Here is a 17,763-nt window from a genome sequence, read left to right on the forward strand (position 1 = left end):
GGCTTTGTTCGAAAAAATCCTCATTGCCAACAGGGGCGAAATTGCCCTGCGCATCCATCGCGCTTGCCGCGAAATGGGTATTCGCACGGTTGCCGTTCATTCGGTTGCCGATGCCGATGCCATGCATGTGCGGCTGGCTGATGAAAGCGTATGCATCGGCCCCGCTCCTGCGCGTGAAAGCTATTTGAATATCCCCGCCATCCTGACGGCGGCCGCCATCACGGGTGCGGATGCTATCCATCCCGGCATCGGCTTTATGTCGGAAAATGCGCAATTTGCCGAAATGGTGGAGCAGCATGGCTTTACATGGATTGGACCATCCCCGGAACATATCCGGATCATGGGCGACAAGGTCACGGCCAAGAAAACTGCACAGGACCTTGGGCTGCCATGTGTCCCAGGCTCAGATGGTGGTTTAAAGACGGTCGATGATGCCATGAAAGCGGCCAAGAAAATCGGCTTTCCGGTTTTGATCAAGGCGGCTGCAGGCGGCGGCGGTAAGGGCATGAAGATTGCTGCGAGCGCCGAGGATCTGAAAGAAGCCTATCAACTTGCGCGCGGTGAGGCCAAGGCGGCATTCGGTAACGATGAAGTCTATATGGAAAAGTGCTTGCAAAACCCGCGGCATATAGAAATTCAGCTTTTGGGCGATACGCACGGCACGGTTTTGCATTTTGGAGAACGGGATTGTTCGATCCAGCGCCGTCACCAGAAGGTGATCGAAGAAGCGCCCTCACCCGCCCTGAACGCCGATCAACGGCAACATATTGGTACGCTGGCAGCCAAGGCGCTAACCAAGCTTGGTTACTGCAGCGCCGGGACCGTTGAATTTCTCTATGAAAACAACGAATTCTATTTCATCGAAATGAACACCCGCCTGCAAATAGAGCATACGATCACGGAAATGATCACGGGCATCGATCTTGTCCGTGAACAGATCCGCGTCGCGGCCGGGCTGCCCGTCAGCTTCAAGCAAAAGGAAATCACCTTCGACGGGCATGCGATCGAATGCCGTATCAACGCCGAAAATCCCGAAACCTTTACGCCATCCCCCGGCAAAATAAACGGCTTTCACCAGCCGGGCGGCCTTGGTGTACGGGTCGATAGCGCATTGTATGACGGGTACCGCATACCGCCGCATTATGACAGCATGATCGCGAAGCTGATCGTGCACGGAACGTCCCGTAATGAATGTCTTTTACGGTTGCGCCGCTGCCTTGAAGAGTTTGTCGTTGGCGGCATCGACACCACGCTGCCGTTACACCAGCGTATCATAAGCCAGCAGGATTTCATTAACGGTGAATACGATATCCACTGGCTGGAAAAGTTTCTGGGCAAGAATTAGCCCGCTTCATTCTGCAGGGTGCCACGCGGTCAATGCAGGACATCACACCGGATATTTTGCTGCGGGCCTACGCCGCCGGCATCTTCCCTATGGCCGAAGATGCGAGCGCGAAGGAACTGTTCTGGTTCGATCCACCCATCCGTGCCATTCTTCCGCTCGATGCCGTGCATGTGCCGCAAAGACTGCGCCGCACGGTAAAAAATCATCCCTATCAGGTCCGCATAGACACGGCCTTTGCCGAGGTGATTGCAGCCTGCGCCGAAGCGACCCCTGCGCGCAAAAAGACGTGGATCAACCGGCAGGTACGCGAGCTATATGGCGCTTTGCATGAAATGGGTCATGCCCATAGCCTTGAGGTTTGGTCGGGACTTGAGCTGGTCGGCGGCCTATATGGTGTGCATCTCGGTGGCGCGTTTTTCGGTGAAAGCATGTTCAGCCGTGAACGCGATACCAGCAAGATCGCGTTCGTCTATCTGGCCGCGCTGATGCGGCATAACGGGTTTACCTTGCTGGATTGTCAGTTCATGACGCGGCATCTCGCGCGCTTCGGCGTGCACGATATCAGCCGTGCCGATTACCATGAAAGACTTTCCGGGGCGCTTAAACAACCCGCTCAGTTCTCGGTCGAAGGCGACTCTTCCTCGCTCGATGGCATAGCTTTATCGTTTTTGCAGGAAGTCAGCCAAATATCATAGACCGGGTGCTCAAGCGCAGAAAGCGCGGGGTTCGAAGCGAACATCCAGCCTTGAAACCACGCCTTTCCGATCTCGCCCGGTTTGAATTCGCTGATCTCGATATAGGCGGCCGATTCCGGCATTTCTTCCGGCGGGGTCTGGCGGCATGCTCGCACCGTTACCTGCAGCGTGCCGAATAGAACCGGATCGTTCAACTTAACTTCCCGCACTTCCACACGCGCGGTTACTTTGTCCAGCATGCGCAGCACGGCGGTTGTGTATTCGCCCATGGCGCGGGCATGCGCAGGCTGCTGCCAGAAAACAGCGATCGCCAAAATTATCAGGAAAAGCCGTTCCACAGATCAGGGGTGGCTGGAGGCCAGGTTCTGGTTGCTCGGGATGATTTGCCCGGCATCACCCTGCTTGTCTTTCTTTTCTTCCTTGCTGCCGTAAATCATCTGGCCAATCAGGTCATCAAGCCGCATGGGCGCTTGCGTACGGAATAGCTGGCCCTTGCCATCCGTGCTCACGGTTTCTTCATCGACCCCGACCTCGAGCGACATGTACTTGCCGCCCAAAAGACTTTCGCTGGCGATCATGGCGATGGAATCCATCGGCAGCTTGACGGTCGGATCGACCGTGAGCTTGACCTGCACGAGGAACTGGTCCTTACCCATATCGGTAATCAGGCTTTGCCCAACCACGGACCCGACCTTATAGCCGTTGACCTTCACGTCACTGCCTATCTTGAGGCCGTCAACGCTCGGAAAGTTCGCGGTCACAATATAGCCGGATGCCTTGTTCAGATCCGCGCTGCTGTATGCGAAGAACATGAAATAAGCCGCTACGGCAAGCACCACGGCGCCCAGGATTGTTTCAATGACGTTGCGTCCCATTTTATTGCTCCATTACTCCGGCTTCCAGGCCTGATAATCCCCGGTTGCCTTAGCACGTTTGCCACCTTTCATGCTATGGCCCGGTGGATAGTAGGCCGATTGCGTCCCCGTCAGGTTCGGCATATGCGGTTTCTGCCAGGTACGGTGATATTCGCTGCTTTCCTGCATTGGTGCGGGCAAGGTGTAATGCAGCCAGCCATGCCATTCGGGCGGCACTGTGCTTGCTTCCGGTTCGTTGGTGTAAAGCACCCACCGCCGCTCGCGCCGGCCTTTTACCGCCCTGCGTTCCTTGAAATAGCGGTTGCCAAAATCATCGATGCCGACTTTTTTGCCGTGCAGCAACGTAAAGAACCATGTTCCCATCTGGGATATGGATCGGATGAAGGATATGCGTTTGGTCATGGCAAGAATCGGCCTATAACGGCGGAATAGACAGGAAAAATCTGGCAATTAGCGCAGATAGTCAAGTTTTGAGTCTAGCAAGAGATCCGTATGCTTGGGGATAAGTTTTTCCTTCATGCATCCAACATTTTGTGTCAGTCTTTCAGCTGGTTACATGATCTTGTGGTTTGGCCCCGGTCCTGCGGCCAAGAATAGCGAAAATCGCCAATGCGCCTGCAACGTTTCTATACAGCCGAGCATGAAGACGTCTATTCGGCGCTGGATTTTCGCCGCCTTGATTTCGATTATCTGGATGAATCCGGCGATACCGAAAAAACATTGAAGGGTATCGAGGTCCCGGCTGACTGGGATTTTCAATCCATCCAGATTTTGTGCACGCAGGTTCTCTGTCAAAGCGGCATTCCTGCCAAGCTGAAGATCGCGCGCGAACCCAAGGTGCCGGAATGGCTGCGCAGCAGGATTGCCGATGATGATGCCGTCGTCGCATTGCCTGAAGACGAACGCTACGGCCATGAAACCAGCGCAAAACAAATATTCGATCGCATCGCGGGGGCGTGGGTTCATGCCGGTTGGGCCGCCGGCTATTTTGATGGCGAAGAAGATGCACGGATCTTTTATGACGAAGTGCGCTACATGCTGGCATCGCAACTGATCAGCCCTTCGCTGCCGCAATGGAAAAAAACCGGCCTGAGCTGGGCCTATGGCATGGAGGGCGCAAGCCTTGATGGCTACAGGGTTGTGGCGGCCGCTGACGGCGTCGCGCCCGTAAAGACCGATCTCGCTTTTCCCGATATCGCGACATTAAATAAATCAAATTCATACGGCCACGCACATGGCCTGATGAACGCAGTGCGCAAACTCGATCAGCGTTTGGGTATCGAGGCCGAAACACCCGAACCGCCCGCGCCGCGCCCCATCACGGTCGATCTTATGCATGCCGAAGCAGAGCCTTATATTAACTGGCAGCAGGACGAACAATTCAAGCTCGTCGCCATGGCGGCGGGTACGCGTATGCTGCGCGCGCAACTTGAAAATATCAGGCATGCGGCACAAGCCGAAGATGGCGGCGCCGGCCTTGCGCGCGCCATCAAAATTGCGCGCGCGATCGGCGTGCCCGAAAACATGATCGATCTGGCCCGCAGGGGCGGCGATTTTAGCAATATCACGGCCCCGGAAACGGATTGGCTCGGTGAAACGCTGCATACTTCGGGTAACAATGTCGCGCCCTATGTTGAATTGCCGCACGCCACGATGCGCGGGCTGAATGGGCACGATCAGGAAATCGCCCATCGCTGGCACCAGCTTGAATCTTCCATCTGGCGCACGGGCAAGCCGGGCGCAATGTATTTGACGAATATCGCCGAATGGCTGACGTGCAAAAAGCCGCATGCGCAGCTTTCCTTCAGCCAGCAGAACGGCTTTTTGTTTCACGCTGATACGGCCTGTATGGATGCGAGCCTGAACGCACTACTGTTCCGCAAACAGGATGGCAGCTTCGATCTTCAGGGTTTCGAACACACCACCCGCTTGCTTACCATTGCGCTTGATATCGCGCTCGGTGTCGCCGGGTATGCCGGCGAAGACATCGCGCGCAACACGGGTGAATATCGCCCGCTTAACCTTTCGCTCGCGAACCTGCACCCGCTTTTGCTGAGCCAGGCGATCGCCTATGACAGCGAAGCCGGTCGTGCCTATGCGGCGGCCGTCACTGCAATCATGACCGCGCAGGCCTTCGTGACATCAAGCGAACTTGCCGCAAAACTGGGAGCGTTCACCGCCTTCGCGCATGACCGCGACAATATGCTCCGCGTTATCCGAAACAATCGGCGCGCCGTTTACGGCGAAACCACGGCATACGAAAATATCAGCGCCCAGCCCCTTCCCCTTAATCTTGGCGCCTGCCCCGATGGCACGCTTGTTGCTGCCGCGCGCACGCAATGGGATCAGGCGCTTGAGCTTGGGCATACATACGGCTATCGCAACGCCCATATTAGCAGCGTGGCAGCGGCCAGCATGCGCCCGAACCTTCTTGGCGCCGATACGGCTGGTATCGAACCCCTATCCCAGCTCGTGCAAATCAAGCAAAGCGGCACGGAAACCTTCAGGCGCGAGCTTCATGGCGCGGTGATTGACGGCCTCGGGCAACTTGGTTATGACCCGGCCGAAGTAAAATTACTTCATGATTATACGCTCGGGGTGCTCACATTGCGCGGTGCGCCCTGTATCAACCATGCGACCTTGCTCGAACACGGCTTGACGTACGATGCGATCGACAGGGTCGAAGACGCGCTGCTTGAAAGCAACGACATACGCTTCGCCATCACGCCGTGGCAAATCGGGGTGGATTATTGCACCGAAAAGCTTGGCTTTGATGCCGAACAGCTCGAAGACCCGGCTTTTGATCTTCTTGGCGCACTCGGGTTTGCAGAAGCCGATATAATGGTAGCCAACGCATATTGCTATGGCCATGGCACGCTGGCGGATGCGCCGGAACTGAAACCCGAACATCGCCCGGTTTTTGCATGCGCGCCCGAAGGCATTGCTGACCATGATGACGGCATCAGCGCAGAAGGCATGCTATGCATGGCCGCGCAGGTGCAGCCTTTCGTAACCGGCAATGCTTGCTGCCACATTATTCTGCCGCAAGAAGCGGGCCAGCAACGCGTGCACGCGCTGTTGCAGGATGCCTGGCGCTATGGGCTTAAGTTGTTGCAAATTACGCGTGACGCTACGTGGCTTGATCGCCCGGCTGAGCTTGAAATGGAAGCAGGCGAAGCTATGGAGGCCGCTGCGCCCGCTAACGACGATGCCCGCCCGCCCGCGCCCGAAGCGGCCACACCGATTTCTGCGGTCCAGGAAAACGCGAAAAAAATCCGCGCCATGCGCGCCCGTATGCCCGACAGGCGCAAGGGCTATACGCAAAAAGCGATCATCGGCGGCCATAAGGTTTATCTTCGTACCGGCGAATATGAAGAAGGCGGGATCGGCGAAATATTTATCGACATGCACAAGGAAGGCGCCGCTTTCCGTTCCTTGATGAATAATTTTGCAATCGCGGTTTCGCTTGGGTTGCAATATGGCGTTCCGCTCGAAGATTTTGTGGAAGCCTTCACCTTCACGCGTTTTGAACCCGCAGGCGTCGTCGAAGGCAACGAAACCATCAAGATGGCCACATCGGTGCTTGATTACGTCTTCCGGGAACTGGCTATATCCTATCTCGGCCGACAGGATCTGGCGAACGTCAAGCCGCACGACTTGTTGCCCGATGCCTTGGGCCGCGGCCACAGGGAGGGTGATTTGCCTTCCGGCGAAACTCTGGCGGAGGTCAGGCGGCTGGCCAGTACGGGCTATATGCGCGCCAATTTGCGGCTTTTGCCTACGGGCGGCAGCGCGGCGGCGGATGGCGCGCGGCTGAAGGTTCGTATCAGCGATGGCGTGCCCCCATCTTCCGATAAAATCAACTAAAATCCTTATATATTAAAGCGTTGCAGCGTGGCATTGCCGTGTTACCGGCATTTTCCTTGCATTACAGCCCCTGCCCGCTATATTCCGCCCCACTTTACTCCTTGCTGGCCCTATGGGCCGGCTAGATCCAGCAGGTTGCTGTGCCGGGTGGTCCGGGGCCAACTCTGGGTCGCCTTTATCCAAAGGGAGTGTGCATATATGGCATACTACGAGTCTATCTTCATCGTGCGGCAGGATATCACCGCGGCACAGGTCGAAGCGTTAACCGTCAACTTCGCAGACATCATTCGCAACGGCGGTGGCCAGGTCACCAAGACCGAGCAATGGGGCCTGCGTACCCTCGCATACAAAATCCGCAAGAACCGCAAGGGGCACTATGTGCTGTTCAACCTTGATGCGCCTTCCGCGGCCGTTCTTGAAATGGAACGCAACATGCGCATCAACGAAGACGTGCTGCGCTTCATGACCGTCCGCGTGGACGAGCTGGAAGCCGGCCCTTCGGCGATCATGCGCCGGGAAGAACGCGACGAACGCGGTGGCCGCGATGATCGTGGCGGTCGCGGCGGTTTTGACCGCAGCAGCAGCGGCCGTCCGCCCCGTCGTTACAACGAAGAAACCACAGAAGCATCGGAGAATGCATAATGAACGCCACAGCACAAGCCGGCGGCCAGCGCCGCACCTTCTTCCGTCGCCGTAAAAGCTGCCCCTTCAGCGGCAACGACGCCCCGAAGATCGATTACAAGAACGTACGCCAGCTTTCCCGCTTCATCTCGGAGCGCGGCAAGATCGTACCCAGCCGCATTTCGGCCGTTTCCACGGCGAAGCAGCGCGAACTTGCGACAGCTATCAAGCGCGCCCGCTTCCTCGCTCTGCTGCCGTACTGCGACCAGCGTGCGGGCGACCGGTAAGGGATAAGGCAAAGGACGTTCCATGCTTCCAGCCCTGCCATCGCGCGGTTTTTACGGTATAGGCGGCGCAATACTTGCCGGTGCTATCAGCGCCGGCCTGTATGCGCTTGCCTTTGCCGATTTCCCGATGGCGCGTTTGCTGGTTATCCTGACGCCTTTGCCGATTTTCTTTATCTGTCTCGGTGCGGGGATTATCCCTGGCATCATCACAACGCTTTGCGCCATCGCGGGCGTTGCAATGGTGAACGGGGCCGGGTTCCTGGAATTTCTTTTTGTCGGCGCCGTACCCGCTTTTCTGTTTTCCATCCTTGCGCTGCGTTACCGCAGGGATGAAAGCGGAAATCTGTATTGGTACCCGAGCGGACGTCTGCTTACGGCCCTTACGCTCTATCCTTGTGTGTTCTTTGTTGCGCTCACGCTCGCCAATTTTGGGGAAAACAAGGATACCCCCTACTTCGCCATGCAGCCGGAAGCGATTGAGCGCGTACAACAGAAACTTGAAGAGCAGACCCGGCAAAGCCTTGAAGCGGGCGCTCTGACAGCCGGTATGAGCGAAGAAGATAAATGGCAGGTCGAAGCCAATATGGCGGGCACGCAAGCCCAGATGGTTGAGCTCATCAAAACGGTTAACCGTATCGCCCCCGGTATTGCCATCGCTTCATGGTGCTTCCAGATGCTGGTCTATCTTTTCGTGGCGCAAAAGATGTTGGCCAATCAGGGCTGGGCGCTGCGCGCCACCCCTTCATGGCATGATTTTGATCTGCCGCACTGGTTTCTGGGCCTTGCCACGCTTTCCGGGTTAATGGGTTATTTTGCGAATGGCATGGCCGCCTATATCGGCATAAACCTGTTTATAGCCCTTCTTATGCCTTATCTGCTTTTGGGGATCAGCACCGTGCATGTTTGGGCGGGGCAGCGCAAAAGCAAGCTTTTGTGGCTGATCATTTTCTATCTGTTGCTCATGTTCGGATGGCCCATGCTGCTCGTTACCGCGCTTGGCATTGCGGAACAGTTCGCGGATTTCCGCAAACGTATCACAACACCATCACAAACGGCTTAATCAAAAAGGAGAAGTAAGATGATTGAAGTAATTCTGCTGGAGCGCGTTGAACAGCTCGGCATGCTTGGTTCGGTGGTCAAGGTACGCCCCGGCTATGCGCGCAACTACCTGTTGCCGCAAAAAAAGGCGCTGCGGGCGACCAAGGCGAACCTTGAATATTTCGAAAAGCAGCGCAACCAGCTCGAAGCCCATAACGCGGAAATGCGTTCGGGTGCCGAAGCCGATGCCAAGAAGATCTCCGGCATCAACATTGTCGTGATCCGTCAGGCCAGCGAAATGGGCGCACTTTACGGCTCCGTCAGCAGCCGCGATATCGCGGAAGCCGCAAAGGAACAAGGTACGAAGCTTGAACGCAACAAGATCGATATCGGCGAGCCGATCAAGACGCTTGGCCTGTTCAAGGTTAAGGTCAAGCTGCATCCCGAAGTGATCGTTGACATCACCGTCAACGTCGCCCGCACCGAAGAAGAAGCCAAGGTGCAGGCCGAAAAGAAGGCCGCACCTGCGCAAAAAGCTGCACCCGAAGCGGTTGCGGAACCCGAAGCTTTTGTTGCTGAAGCCGGTGAAGAAACTGCGGCGGAAGAAAAGCCCGCTAAAAAAGCCAGGGCCCCCAAGAAAAAGGCTGCGAAGGCTGAAGGCGAAGAAGAAGCCGTCGCCGGCTAACTTTGCCCCCGCGTTTGCGGGGCTGGTTGCGCAGATTAAGCCGAATATGAAAAGGCCCCGGCGATCCGGGGCCTTTTTCTTTGTCGGTTGTTTCGGTCCGTATGTAATTTCATGCAAATCTGCAACACAGAATGGCTGCTTGTTAAGATAAGTGAAAAAAGAATTAACTTTATCTCCAAATAAGGTTAAAAGGTCTGTGGATAAGTAACTCAGGTCATTCCGGTGGTGCCTTTGGATACGACCGACACCCAACAAAATGGTTTTGATCTCGTGATCGCACGGGGCGATGAGCAATCGCCCCCGGTCAAGCCGGTGTCGCTGGTTCTACAAAAACAAACCGAACTGACCGATCTGAGCACGGCGCCGCATATGCCGTGGGAACCAAAGGACAGGATCCTGAATTGGCTGTTCCGGATCACGCAAACAGAGCTCCCCATTACCAAGGCCGATGATCAGGCCGCCCTTGTCTGGCACATAGCCAAGGAACGCTTGGTGGCGGCCAGCCAGGATGACGATTGGAAGATCGTTCAGGCCCTTTGTTGCCATGACCACGATGATTTTATGGCCGCACAGGCCGAATTGCCGGTCACCGCTGCTGAAATCAATCATTTTCGCCGCAATCACAGAGGGATCGACACCTCCCTCGCCAGCCGCTTCAAGACCCCGGCTGAACAATTGCCTGACCCGTTAGCGGCGCTCTATAGCCTGTATCTCAATCAGGCCCGCGCCGATACGGAAGCAACCCTGTTTATTGCCCAGGCCAGCGGTTCGACCCGGGTCGCCCGCGTAGTGGCTGATCTGCTTGCCATGGCGGGCTTTGCGGGCGGGCATAAATCCATAAGCTATCTGACAGCCGTGTATTCCGTCCCTGCTGCCTTCGATACATCCGCCCTTATCGACCTTGCCAACCATGAAGCGGCACGCAGGCTGGCGGTCCAGATTGACCACCCTACCCATCTTTTGAAGCTCAGCCCCGACGATATAAGCATGCTGGCCGCCCGTATCATTGAGCAAAATGCCCTTAATTCAGCGGCTTTTCTGCAAAAAGCACAAACTCTGGCCGAAGCGCGGCAGGACGTAAACCGCTTCCAGCCCGCCCAGCGTTTTCGCACTGCGGTAAGTGAGCGGGATTTACCGATTGAGGCGCAATGGGTGCAACGTATTTGCGCGGCCTATGGCCGCATATTGACCGCATGGGTTGCCGACATGCCCGAACTAGCGATGGTTGGCGGTGGCCGCCGTGTGGTTTCCGCGTAACACAGCCCGGAACCTTTTGCACAAACCAAAAAATTTTCGCGGCATTTAACCGATTGTCAAAATATTACCATCATTCTGTCGTCAATAAGACGAACTGGCTGGCTTTACTGGCAGCGTAACGAGAATAAACGGAGACAGAAATGACGACGACTGCCGCATCCACGGGCCTTCTGCCCTCCAATTGGGCCTTAGCCAGCCTGCTGATCGCCCGCTATAACGACCTGGCCCTCACCCACGCCGCCAGCCGCGCCACGCAGGCTGAAAGCTCGGGCGATCGGGAACTGGCCGTTATCTGGCACGACGTGGTGAATTATCTGCGCCACAGCCGCTAGGCTTTCGTAAAACCCCGTAACCGGGTGCTTTCCGGCCCTGTGCTTGCCTGTTAGGCTTGTTGCATGACAGGCAAAAAGGACCTTCTGGCCCAAAAACTGCGCGATGATTTCCACGGCCTTTATAGGGCCGACGAGGAAGCATGCGTCCGCGCCCTTCTGCATACCGCAAGCTTAAGCCCCGAGGCCATGGCCGCAGCGCAAGCACGCGCTGCCGATTGGGCCCGCAAAATACGTGCGGAACGCAGAACGCTTCCGGGCGTCAATGACCTGCTGGGGCATTTTGGCCTTTCGACGCAGGAAGGTATTGCACTTATGTGCCTTGCCGAGGCGCTTTTGCGCATCCCCGACCGCGCGACGGCGGACACATTGATCCGTGACAAACTTTCGGCGGCAGAATGGGATGACGCCATAGGCGGCGATGACCGGTGGCTTATGAATGCCACGGGCTGGACCCTTTCGATTACCGGCAAAATATCGAACTTCGAATACAAGACAAAGTCGTCGCCCGGGCATGCGCTTGGCGCGCTTGTTACACGGCTGGGCCAGCCCGTGATCCGGGAAGCCATAAGGGCCGCCATGCACCTTCTGGCCAACCAGTTTGTGCTTGGCAGCACGATCGAAACGGCCATTGAACGCGGCAATAAGGAAGCGGACGCCCGCATGCGCTATTCCTTCGATATGCTGGGCGAAGGCGCGCGCACGATGACGGACGCCGATACATACACCGAAGCCTATGTCAGCGCGATCAAGGCGGTTGGCGCGGCCAACAGAACCAATACCGGCGTCGCGCCTTCGGGCATTTCCGTCAAGCTTTCAGCGCTGCATCCACGCTACGAAGCGGTGCAATACAGCCGGGTGATGAGTGAGATGGTCCCTCGCCTTGCTCATCTGGCCGAACTGGCGGCGGCGGAAAACGTATTCATGCTGGTCGATGCCGAGGAAGCCGACAGGCTTGCGCTTTCGCTTGATGTCATCGATGCCGTCATGGGCACCGCCAAGATCAAGGGATGGGAAGGTTTCGGCGCCGCCGTACAGGCCTACCAAAAACGTACCCCCGCAACCATCGATATGCTTGCAAGCCTTTCGGAACTTCACAGACAAAGGCTTGTCGTGCGGCTTATCAAAGGTGCCTATTGGGATACGGAAATCAAGCGCGCACAGGAACGCGGCTGGAGCGATTTCCCGGTTTTTACCCGCAAGGTTACGACCGATGTTTCCTATCTTGCCTGCGCCGCTAGGCTGCTTGAACAAGGGGCGTGGCTGCAACCGGTGTTCGGTTCGCACAACGCCCTGACGGTCGCCAGCATCATTGAAATGGCCCCGGAACCGCAAAAGGTGGAATTCCAGCGGCTGCACGGCATGGGCGATGCCTTGTACGATCTTTTGCACAAAGAAGGTTATCAGTGCTGCGTCTATGCGCCCGTGGGCGGGCACGAAACGCTTTTAAGCTACCTTGTGCGCAGGCTTCTTGAAAACGGCGCCAACAGTTCCTTCGTACATCGCATACATGACCCGAAGGTCAGTATCGATGAACTGACAACCGACCCGGTCGCGCAACTGGCGGCTGCCAAGCCTGTTCGCCACCCGGTTGTGAAGATGCCGGAGACCTTGTACGAACCCGACCGCAGGAATTCGGCGGGAATTGATCTTACAGACCCTGTTGAAACCGCGCCGCTGCTTGCAGACATGGCCAAAGTTTGGGCAAAAACGGAAACCGCAAGCAAGATAACCCCCGAACAATTGGAAAACGCCATATCCGAAGCCCAAAAAGGCTACGGAGTTTGGTCAAACAAACCGGTGGCGGAGCGTGCGCAATGCCTTGAGCGGCTGGCCGACCTGCTTGAAAAGAACCGCGCGATGCTTATGGCCGTGCTGGTGCGCGAAGGCGGAAAGACCATAAACGATGCATTGGCCGAATTGCGCGAAGCCGCCGATTTTTGCCGTTACTATGCCGTGCGTGCGGTGGCAGATTTCAAGCCGCGCGAATTGCCCGGCCCTACAGGCGAACGAAATGTGCTTTCGCTGCATGGGAGGGGCGTATTTGTCTGCATAAGCCCTTGGAACTTCCCGCTCGCGATCTTCATTGGACAGGTTGTGGCGGCACTTGCGGCCGGAAACAGCGTGCTCGCCAAGCCGGCCTCCCAAACGCCGCTGATCGCGCGCCATGCCGTCAGGCTGACGCATGATGCAGGCGTTCCGCAAAATGTACTGCAGCTTATTATCGGCAGCGGCGAGGTGGGCACACAATTGGTGAATGCGCCGGTTACGGCTGGCGTTGCCTTTACGGGTTCGGTCGCCACCGCGCGCAAGATCAACCGCACGCTTGCCGCCAAGGATGCGCCCATTGTACCGCTTATCGCGGAGACCGGGGGGCAAAACGCCATGATCGTCGATACCTCCGCCCTGCCCGAACAGGTTGTGGACGATATCATCACAAGCGCATTTCGTTCCGCCGGGCAGCGCTGCTCTGCCTTGCGCGTGCTGTTCCTGCCCGAACCGACCGCCGATGGCATTTTGACGATGCTGAAAGGCGCGATGCAGGCATTGGTCATAGGCGACCCCGGTCTGCTTTCCACGGATATCGGCCCCGTGATCGATAGCGCCGCGCAAGAAGGCTTGCTTAAACATGTAGAACGGTTAAGGCATGAAGCGCATGAAATTTTTACCTGCGCCTTGCCCCCCGCCTGCGCGGGCGGTAATTTTGTCGCGCCGCAAGCATGGCTTATCAAGGATATCACATGGCTGAAGGATGAAGTTTTCGGGCCAATCCTGCATGTCGTGCGCTACAACCCCGTAAAGCTTGCCAAGGTGGTGGCCGGTATCAATGCCACAGGCTTTGGCCTTACCGGCGGTATCCACAGCCGGATCGAGCAGACCGTCAGCGAGGTTGCCGGAACGCTCCGTGCCGGCAACCTATACGTCAACCGGTCTATGATCGGGGCTATTGTTGGCTCCCAGCCGTTCGGCGGCGAAGGGCTTTCCGGCACCGGCCCGAAGGCCGGCGGACCGCATTATTTGCCCCGTTTTGCGCTCGAAAGGGTGACATCCATCAACACCACGGCGGCGGGCGGAAACGCCAGCCTGCTGGCCGCAATGGGGGATGGATAAAGTGCTGGAATGCCCGCCCAAAATGTTGGAATATGCGCCCCCATGAGGACAGACCCGGTTAAAGAACTTACCAAGGTCCGCGCAGGGCGGGACGTCAGTTTCTTCGATCTTTATTCCATGGATCAGGTCAGCGCCAAGGACCTCGATCTCATCATTGCCCTCGCTCGCCGCTTCCGCGAATACCGGACCCACAAATTTTCGCTCAGCGCAGGCTGTAGCCTGATCAACGCCTTTTTTGAAAACTCCACCCGCACGATGGCCAGCTTTGATCTTTCGGGCAAGCATCTGGGCATGGACACCACAAGCCTGAGCGGCGCGAATTCGACATCGAAGGGCGAAAGCTACCTCGATACTGCGCTGACGCTTGATGCCTATAACCCGAAAATCATCGTGATACGCGCGCGCGAATCCGGCGTGCCTGAAATGCTGGCGCGGCATGTGAACGCGAGCATCGTCAATGCGGGCGATGGCTGGCACGAACACCCGACGCAGGGCCTGCTCGATGCCTTGACCATCCTCGATCATTTCAAGGCCAGAGATCTTTCCGGCAAAACCGTTACGATCGTGGGTGATATACTTCATTCCCGCGTTTTCGGCTCCCTTGTTCGCGCACTCAAGAAACTGAAAGCGAAGGTGCGTATTGCGGCACCACAAACTTTTCTGCCGGCTGGTGTCGAGAATTTTGGGGTCAAAACATACTATAACGTCGAAGAAGCGCTTACGGGCGCGGATGTCGTTTACGCGCTGCGTGTGCAGGAAGAGCGCGGCGCAGGCGGCTTTATCCCGACGTTGCGGGAATATTCCAAGATGTACGGCATCAGCCGCAAGCGCATGAACCTTGCGAATAAAACCGCGATCCTGATGCACCCCGGCCCCGTGCGCCGCGATGTGGATGTCCATTCCGCCCTTGTCACGGTTGACGAACAATCGCACATCACGAAGCAGGTAGAAAACGGCATGGCGGTTCGCAAGGCGCTGATCTGGCTGCTGGCTAACCGCATGGACGGCAAAAGAAAGGAGCCGACCCGGAAATGAGCGCGCTTCTCATCAAAAACGGCCATGTGATCGACCCGGCGAACGGCATCGACCGGCAGCAGGATATTTTCGTGCGCGACGGTAAAATTGTTGAAGTCGGTAAAGCCATTCGGGCGAAAGCCGATCAAACCATCGATGCAAACGGGCTTACGGTTACGCCCGGCCTTATCGATTTGCAGGTGCATGTGCGCGAACCGGGCCGGGAAGACCGGGAAACGATTGAAACCGCTTCGCGCGCCGCGCTGGCGGGCGGCGTTACCTCTATCGTCGCCATGCCGAATTCGACCCCGGCGGCGGACAACCAGACGGTTATTGAATTTGTCATCAAGCGCGCGCGCGATCTTGATTTGATCAATGTTTATCCTTCCGGCGCTATCACGACCGGGCAGCAGGGCCTGAAGCTGGCGGAAATCAACGAACTGAAGAACGCGGGCGCAATCGCCATCACGGATGACGGCGTCGATGTGCAAAACGAAGGTCTTTTGCGCCGCGCCATGGAATACGCAAAGACCTGCGGCATCCTGCTCATGAGCCATTGCGAAACCGACGATCTGACGCGGGAAGGCGTTATGCATGAAGGTTGGGTTTCGACCCAGCTTGGCTTGCCCGGCACGCCGGCAATTTCCGAAGATTACGCGGTTCGCAAAAACATCATGCTTGCACAGCTGACCGGCGCGCGGCTCCATCTGCTTCACAATTCGTCAATCGGCGCGACGCAGGCCATCCGCGAAGCCAAGAAGGGCGGTTACCGGAACATTACAGCCGAAGTCGCGGTCCAGCATTTCTCCCTGACCGACGAGGAATGTTTTGGGTATAACACCAACGCCAAAATGTACCCGCCGCTTCGCTCAAGGGAACATGTCGAAGCCATCATCAAGGGTATCAAAGACGACACCTTCGATGCCTTCACGACTGATCACGCCCCGCATATCGAGCCCGACAAGCTCGAACCGTTCCAGCACGCCGCCTTTGGCTCAATCGGCCTCGAAACCAGCTTCGCGGTTATGAACACGTATCTTGTGAAGAAGAAACACATATCGCTGCGCAAAGGCATTTCGAAAATGACGACCGAGCCCGCCAAAATTCTAGGCGTCAAGAAAGGCACGTTATCGGAAGGCGCGGATGCCGATATCGCCATCTTCGATACCGGTCACAGATGGGTGGTGGACAGCAGCAAAGGCCATTCAAAAGCAAAAAATTGCATTTTCGAAGGCAAGGCACTGGTCGGCCGGGCGGCCTACACGATCAAGGGCGGCAAGGTTAAATACAGCCTGAAGGCATGAGATGGATTTCGCCGCGCTGCTTGATGTAAACTCCCTTATTCTTGCATTCACCGGCTTTATCATAGGGATACTTGGCGTTGTCATCGGCGGCGCAATGTTTTTTGCCGTTCCGCTGATGCAATGGCTGTTTCCACTCGCTTCATTCGGTATCGTCGTCGGTAACATTAAAATGGGGTCGTTCTTCCGCAGCATCGGTTCAACGATATCCACCCATAAGCACATCGAATATGTCGATAACTTCAAGCTATCCCTTGCCGCATTTTTGGGCACGATTCTCGGCGCTTCGGCTATTGCCCAACTGGATCAGGCGTGGCTTCTGCCCGCGGTCGTTCTGGCGATTATCCTTGCCCTTCTCGCGCCAAAGCTTGCGCACAAAATCACGAACCGGACCTTCCATCTCGCCTCCCTGCTCACGGGGATATATGCGGGCTTGTTTGGCGCCGGCATCGGAGTGCTGCTTATTGCGTTGCTGCGCCTGAAACATCCATCGGACGAAAAAATCGCGCACGTTAAAATACAGGCGCGCTTCGTTGAATGGCTGCTTGTGATCACGGCCATCGTCACCCACTTCCTGCATGGCAACCTTGTGACATCCATATGGGTGCCATGGTCAATCGGCGGATTAATCGGCGGTTATACGGGCGGCGTAATGCTCGATAAAATGGGCAAGCTTTCCGGCAAGGTACAGAAAATTATTCTGTATGTAGCGTTCGCTTTTGCGTTCATCGTTGCCGCGTTCAAGGCTTTCGATATCGCTCTGTCATAGTTGCGCGGCTGGCGCACCCTAGAGGACTCGAACCTCTGACCTGTCGCTTAGAAGGCGACTGCTCTATCCAGCTGAGCTAAGGGTGCATTCCGGCCTTGCGGGAACACTAATCAGTTATCCCCGCTTGCGCAAACCTGTGCGATGCGGGGCTACGGGCTTCTTTCTTCGTCTTGCGGGCGAATGAAGCGAAGGTTTTCGGCAAAGCTGCGCGGCATGATGCGGCGTTCCTTGGCTTCGACCACGATGTATTCCCACCCCTTGGCGACGGCAAACGCGACAGCCTCTTCCTTGCTGTCGAACCGCAAACGGTTCAACAACTCGGTCAGCGTATCGCCGGCGCTAACCCAGCCCATAAGCGGTTCCGGAGTGCGCGGCGTTTCGATTTCAGGTTCGATAACCCAGGCATGCGTCTTGGCGCGGCCCGATTGCATCGCGGTCTTGCTTGGCCGGTAGATACGTACGCGCATGACACTCCCTCTCGTCTTCAATCTGGTCGGGACGCCCGGATTCGAACCGGGGGCCTACAGTACCCAAAACTGTCGCGCTACCAGGCTGCGCTACGTCCCGTA

17 protein-coding genes and 2 tRNA genes are annotated in these 17,763 nt (G+C 56.7%); 13 read left to right on the top strand and 6 right to left on the bottom strand.

Features of this window, described 5'->3' with window-relative positions:
- The first annotated feature begins 4 nt into the window (after window positions 1-4).
- Both accC and GC131_01445 read left to right on the top strand, forming a co-directional pair.
- On the top strand, window positions 5-1,345 hold the full coding sequence (gene accC / locus GC131_01440) for an acetyl-CoA carboxylase biotin carboxylase subunit (protein MBI1272737.1): 1,341 nt from the start codon (window positions 5-7) through the stop codon (window positions 1,343-1,345).
- Between the two features lie 32 nt (window positions 1,346-1,377).
- Window positions 1,378-2,040, top strand: a complete 663-nt coding sequence (locus GC131_01445) for a leucyl/phenylalanyl-tRNA--protein transferase (protein MBI1272738.1) — start codon at window positions 1,378-1,380, stop codon at window positions 2,038-2,040.
- Here the strand turns inward: GC131_01445 and GC131_01450 are convergent.
- The 3 genes from GC131_01450 to GC131_01460 form a co-directional block, all read right to left on the bottom strand.
- Complete coding sequence (locus GC131_01450; protein MBI1272739.1) at window positions 1,959-2,309, bottom strand: DUF2155 domain-containing protein; 351 nt, start codon at window positions 2,307-2,309, stop codon at window positions 1,959-1,961. The genes GC131_01445 and GC131_01450 overlap by 82 nt on opposite strands.
- A gap of 72 nt (window positions 2,310-2,381) precedes the next feature.
- The gene (locus GC131_01455) at window positions 2,382-2,915 is read right to left on the bottom strand and encodes an MCE family protein (protein MBI1272740.1); all 534 of its coding nucleotides are present in this window, start codon (window positions 2,913-2,915) and stop codon (window positions 2,382-2,384) included.
- Window positions 2,916-2,927: 12 nt separating this feature from the next.
- Window positions 2,928-3,317, bottom strand: coding sequence for an NADH:ubiquinone oxidoreductase subunit NDUFA12 (locus tag GC131_01460; protein MBI1272741.1), 390 nt, complete (start codon window positions 3,315-3,317; stop codon window positions 2,928-2,930).
- A 207-nt stretch (window positions 3,318-3,524) separates the two neighbouring features.
- Here GC131_01460 and GC131_01465 point away from each other — a divergent pair, with 207 nt between their 5' ends.
- From GC131_01465 to GC131_01515, 11 genes are all read left to right on the top strand, one after another.
- Window positions 3,525-6,782, top strand: coding sequence for a vitamin B12-dependent ribonucleotide reductase (locus GC131_01465; GenBank protein MBI1272742.1), 3,258 nt, complete (start codon window positions 3,525-3,527; stop codon window positions 6,780-6,782).
- Window positions 6,783-6,980: 198 nt separating this feature from the next.
- Window positions 6,981-7,424: a 30S ribosomal protein S6 gene (locus tag GC131_01470; GenBank protein ID MBI1272743.1), complete on the top strand. Its 444-nt coding sequence runs from the start codon at window positions 6,981-6,983 to the stop codon at window positions 7,422-7,424.
- Window positions 7,424-7,690 carry a 30S ribosomal protein S18 gene (rpsR, locus tag GC131_01475; GenBank protein ID MBI1272744.1) on the top strand — a complete coding sequence of 89 codons (267 nt, stop codon included), beginning with the start codon at window positions 7,424-7,426 and terminating at the stop codon, window positions 7,688-7,690. Before GC131_01470 ends, rpsR begins: the two co-directional genes overlap by 1 nt.
- Before the next feature lie 22 nt (window positions 7,691-7,712).
- Complete coding sequence (locus GC131_01480; protein MBI1272745.1) at window positions 7,713-8,750, top strand: DUF2232 domain-containing protein; 1,038 nt, start codon at window positions 7,713-7,715, stop codon at window positions 8,748-8,750.
- A 21-nt stretch (window positions 8,751-8,771) separates the two neighbouring features.
- Window positions 8,772-9,413, top strand: coding sequence for a 50S ribosomal protein L9 (locus GC131_01485; GenBank protein ID MBI1272746.1), 642 nt, complete (start codon window positions 8,772-8,774; stop codon window positions 9,411-9,413).
- 231 nt (window positions 9,414-9,644) lie between these two features.
- A complete protein-coding gene (locus GC131_01490) occupies window positions 9,645-10,670 on the top strand; it encodes a hypothetical protein (GenBank protein MBI1272747.1) in 1,026 nt (341 codons plus the stop codon).
- 140 nt (window positions 10,671-10,810) lie between these two features.
- The gene (locus tag GC131_01495; protein ID MBI1272748.1) at window positions 10,811-11,002 is read left to right on the top strand and encodes a hypothetical protein; all 192 of its coding nucleotides are present in this window, start codon (window positions 10,811-10,813) and stop codon (window positions 11,000-11,002) included.
- 63 nt (window positions 11,003-11,065) lie between these two features.
- Window positions 11,066-14,110, top strand: coding sequence for an L-glutamate gamma-semialdehyde dehydrogenase (locus GC131_01500; GenBank protein ID MBI1272749.1), 3,045 nt, complete (start codon window positions 11,066-11,068; stop codon window positions 14,108-14,110).
- A gap of 9 nt (window positions 14,111-14,119) precedes the next feature.
- On the top strand, window positions 14,120-15,145 hold the full coding sequence (locus GC131_01505) for an aspartate carbamoyltransferase catalytic subunit (protein MBI1272750.1): 1,026 nt from the start codon (window positions 14,120-14,122) through the stop codon (window positions 15,143-15,145).
- A complete protein-coding gene (locus GC131_01510; protein ID MBI1272751.1) occupies window positions 15,142-16,428 on the top strand; it encodes an amidohydrolase family protein in 1,287 nt (428 codons plus the stop codon). The genes GC131_01505 and GC131_01510 overlap by 4 nt, the downstream gene beginning before the upstream one ends.
- 1 nt (window position 16,429) lies before the next feature.
- On the top strand, window positions 16,430-17,194 hold the full coding sequence (locus GC131_01515) for a TSUP family transporter (GenBank protein ID MBI1272752.1): 765 nt from the start codon (window positions 16,430-16,432) through the stop codon (window positions 17,192-17,194).
- 9 nt (window positions 17,195-17,203) lie between these two features.
- Here GC131_01515 and GC131_01520 read toward each other — a convergent pair.
- From GC131_01520 to GC131_01530, 3 genes are all read right to left on the bottom strand, one after another.
- A tRNA-Arg gene (locus tag GC131_01520) sits at window positions 17,204-17,280 on the bottom strand.
- 63 nt (window positions 17,281-17,343) lie between these two features.
- On the bottom strand, window positions 17,344-17,661 hold the full coding sequence (locus GC131_01525; GenBank protein ID MBI1272753.1) for an oxidoreductase: 318 nt from the start codon (window positions 17,659-17,661) through the stop codon (window positions 17,344-17,346).
- A gap of 23 nt (window positions 17,662-17,684) precedes the next feature.
- A tRNA-Pro gene (locus tag GC131_01530) sits at window positions 17,685-17,761 on the bottom strand.
- Window positions 17,762-17,763: the final 2 nt, after the last annotated feature.

This window comes from Alphaproteobacteria bacterium, from assembly GCA_016124955.1.
Taxonomy (GTDB): domain Bacteria; phylum Pseudomonadota; class Alphaproteobacteria; order UBA9219; family RFNS01; genus RI-461.

Coding starts and splice junctions, on each gene's coding strand:
- GC131_01445 (MBI1272738.1), top strand. CDS start 1,378: ATGCAGGACATCACACCGGATATTTTGCTGCGGGCCTACGCCGCCGGC.
- GC131_01450 (MBI1272739.1), bottom strand. CDS start 2,309: ATGGGCGAATACACAACCGCCGTGCTGCGCATGCTGGACAAAGTAACC.
- GC131_01455 (MBI1272740.1), bottom strand. CDS start 2,915: ATGGGACGCAACGTCATTGAAACAATCCTGGGCGCCGTGGTGCTTGCC.
- GC131_01460 (MBI1272741.1), bottom strand. CDS start 3,317: ATGACCAAACGCATATCCTTCATCCGATCCATATCCCAGATGGGAACA.
- GC131_01465 (MBI1272742.1), top strand. CDS start 3,525: ATGCGCCTGCAACGTTTCTATACAGCCGAGCATGAAGACGTCTATTCG.
- GC131_01470 (MBI1272743.1), top strand. CDS start 6,981: ATGGCATACTACGAGTCTATCTTCATCGTGCGGCAGGATATCACCGCG.
- rpsR (MBI1272744.1), top strand. CDS start 7,424: ATGAACGCCACAGCACAAGCCGGCGGCCAGCGCCGCACCTTCTTCCGT.
- GC131_01480 (MBI1272745.1), top strand. CDS start 7,713: ATGCTTCCAGCCCTGCCATCGCGCGGTTTTTACGGTATAGGCGGCGCA.
- GC131_01495 (MBI1272748.1), top strand. CDS start 10,811: ATGACGACGACTGCCGCATCCACGGGCCTTCTGCCCTCCAATTGGGCC.
- GC131_01500 (MBI1272749.1), top strand. CDS start 11,066: ATGACAGGCAAAAAGGACCTTCTGGCCCAAAAACTGCGCGATGATTTC.
- GC131_01505 (MBI1272750.1), top strand. CDS start 14,120: ATGCCCGCCCAAAATGTTGGAATATGCGCCCCCATGAGGACAGACCCG.
- GC131_01510 (MBI1272751.1), top strand. CDS start 15,142: ATGAGCGCGCTTCTCATCAAAAACGGCCATGTGATCGACCCGGCGAAC.
- GC131_01515 (MBI1272752.1), top strand. CDS start 16,430: ATGGATTTCGCCGCGCTGCTTGATGTAAACTCCCTTATTCTTGCATTC.
- GC131_01525 (MBI1272753.1), bottom strand. CDS start 17,661: ATGCGCGTACGTATCTACCGGCCAAGCAAGACCGCGATGCAATCGGGC.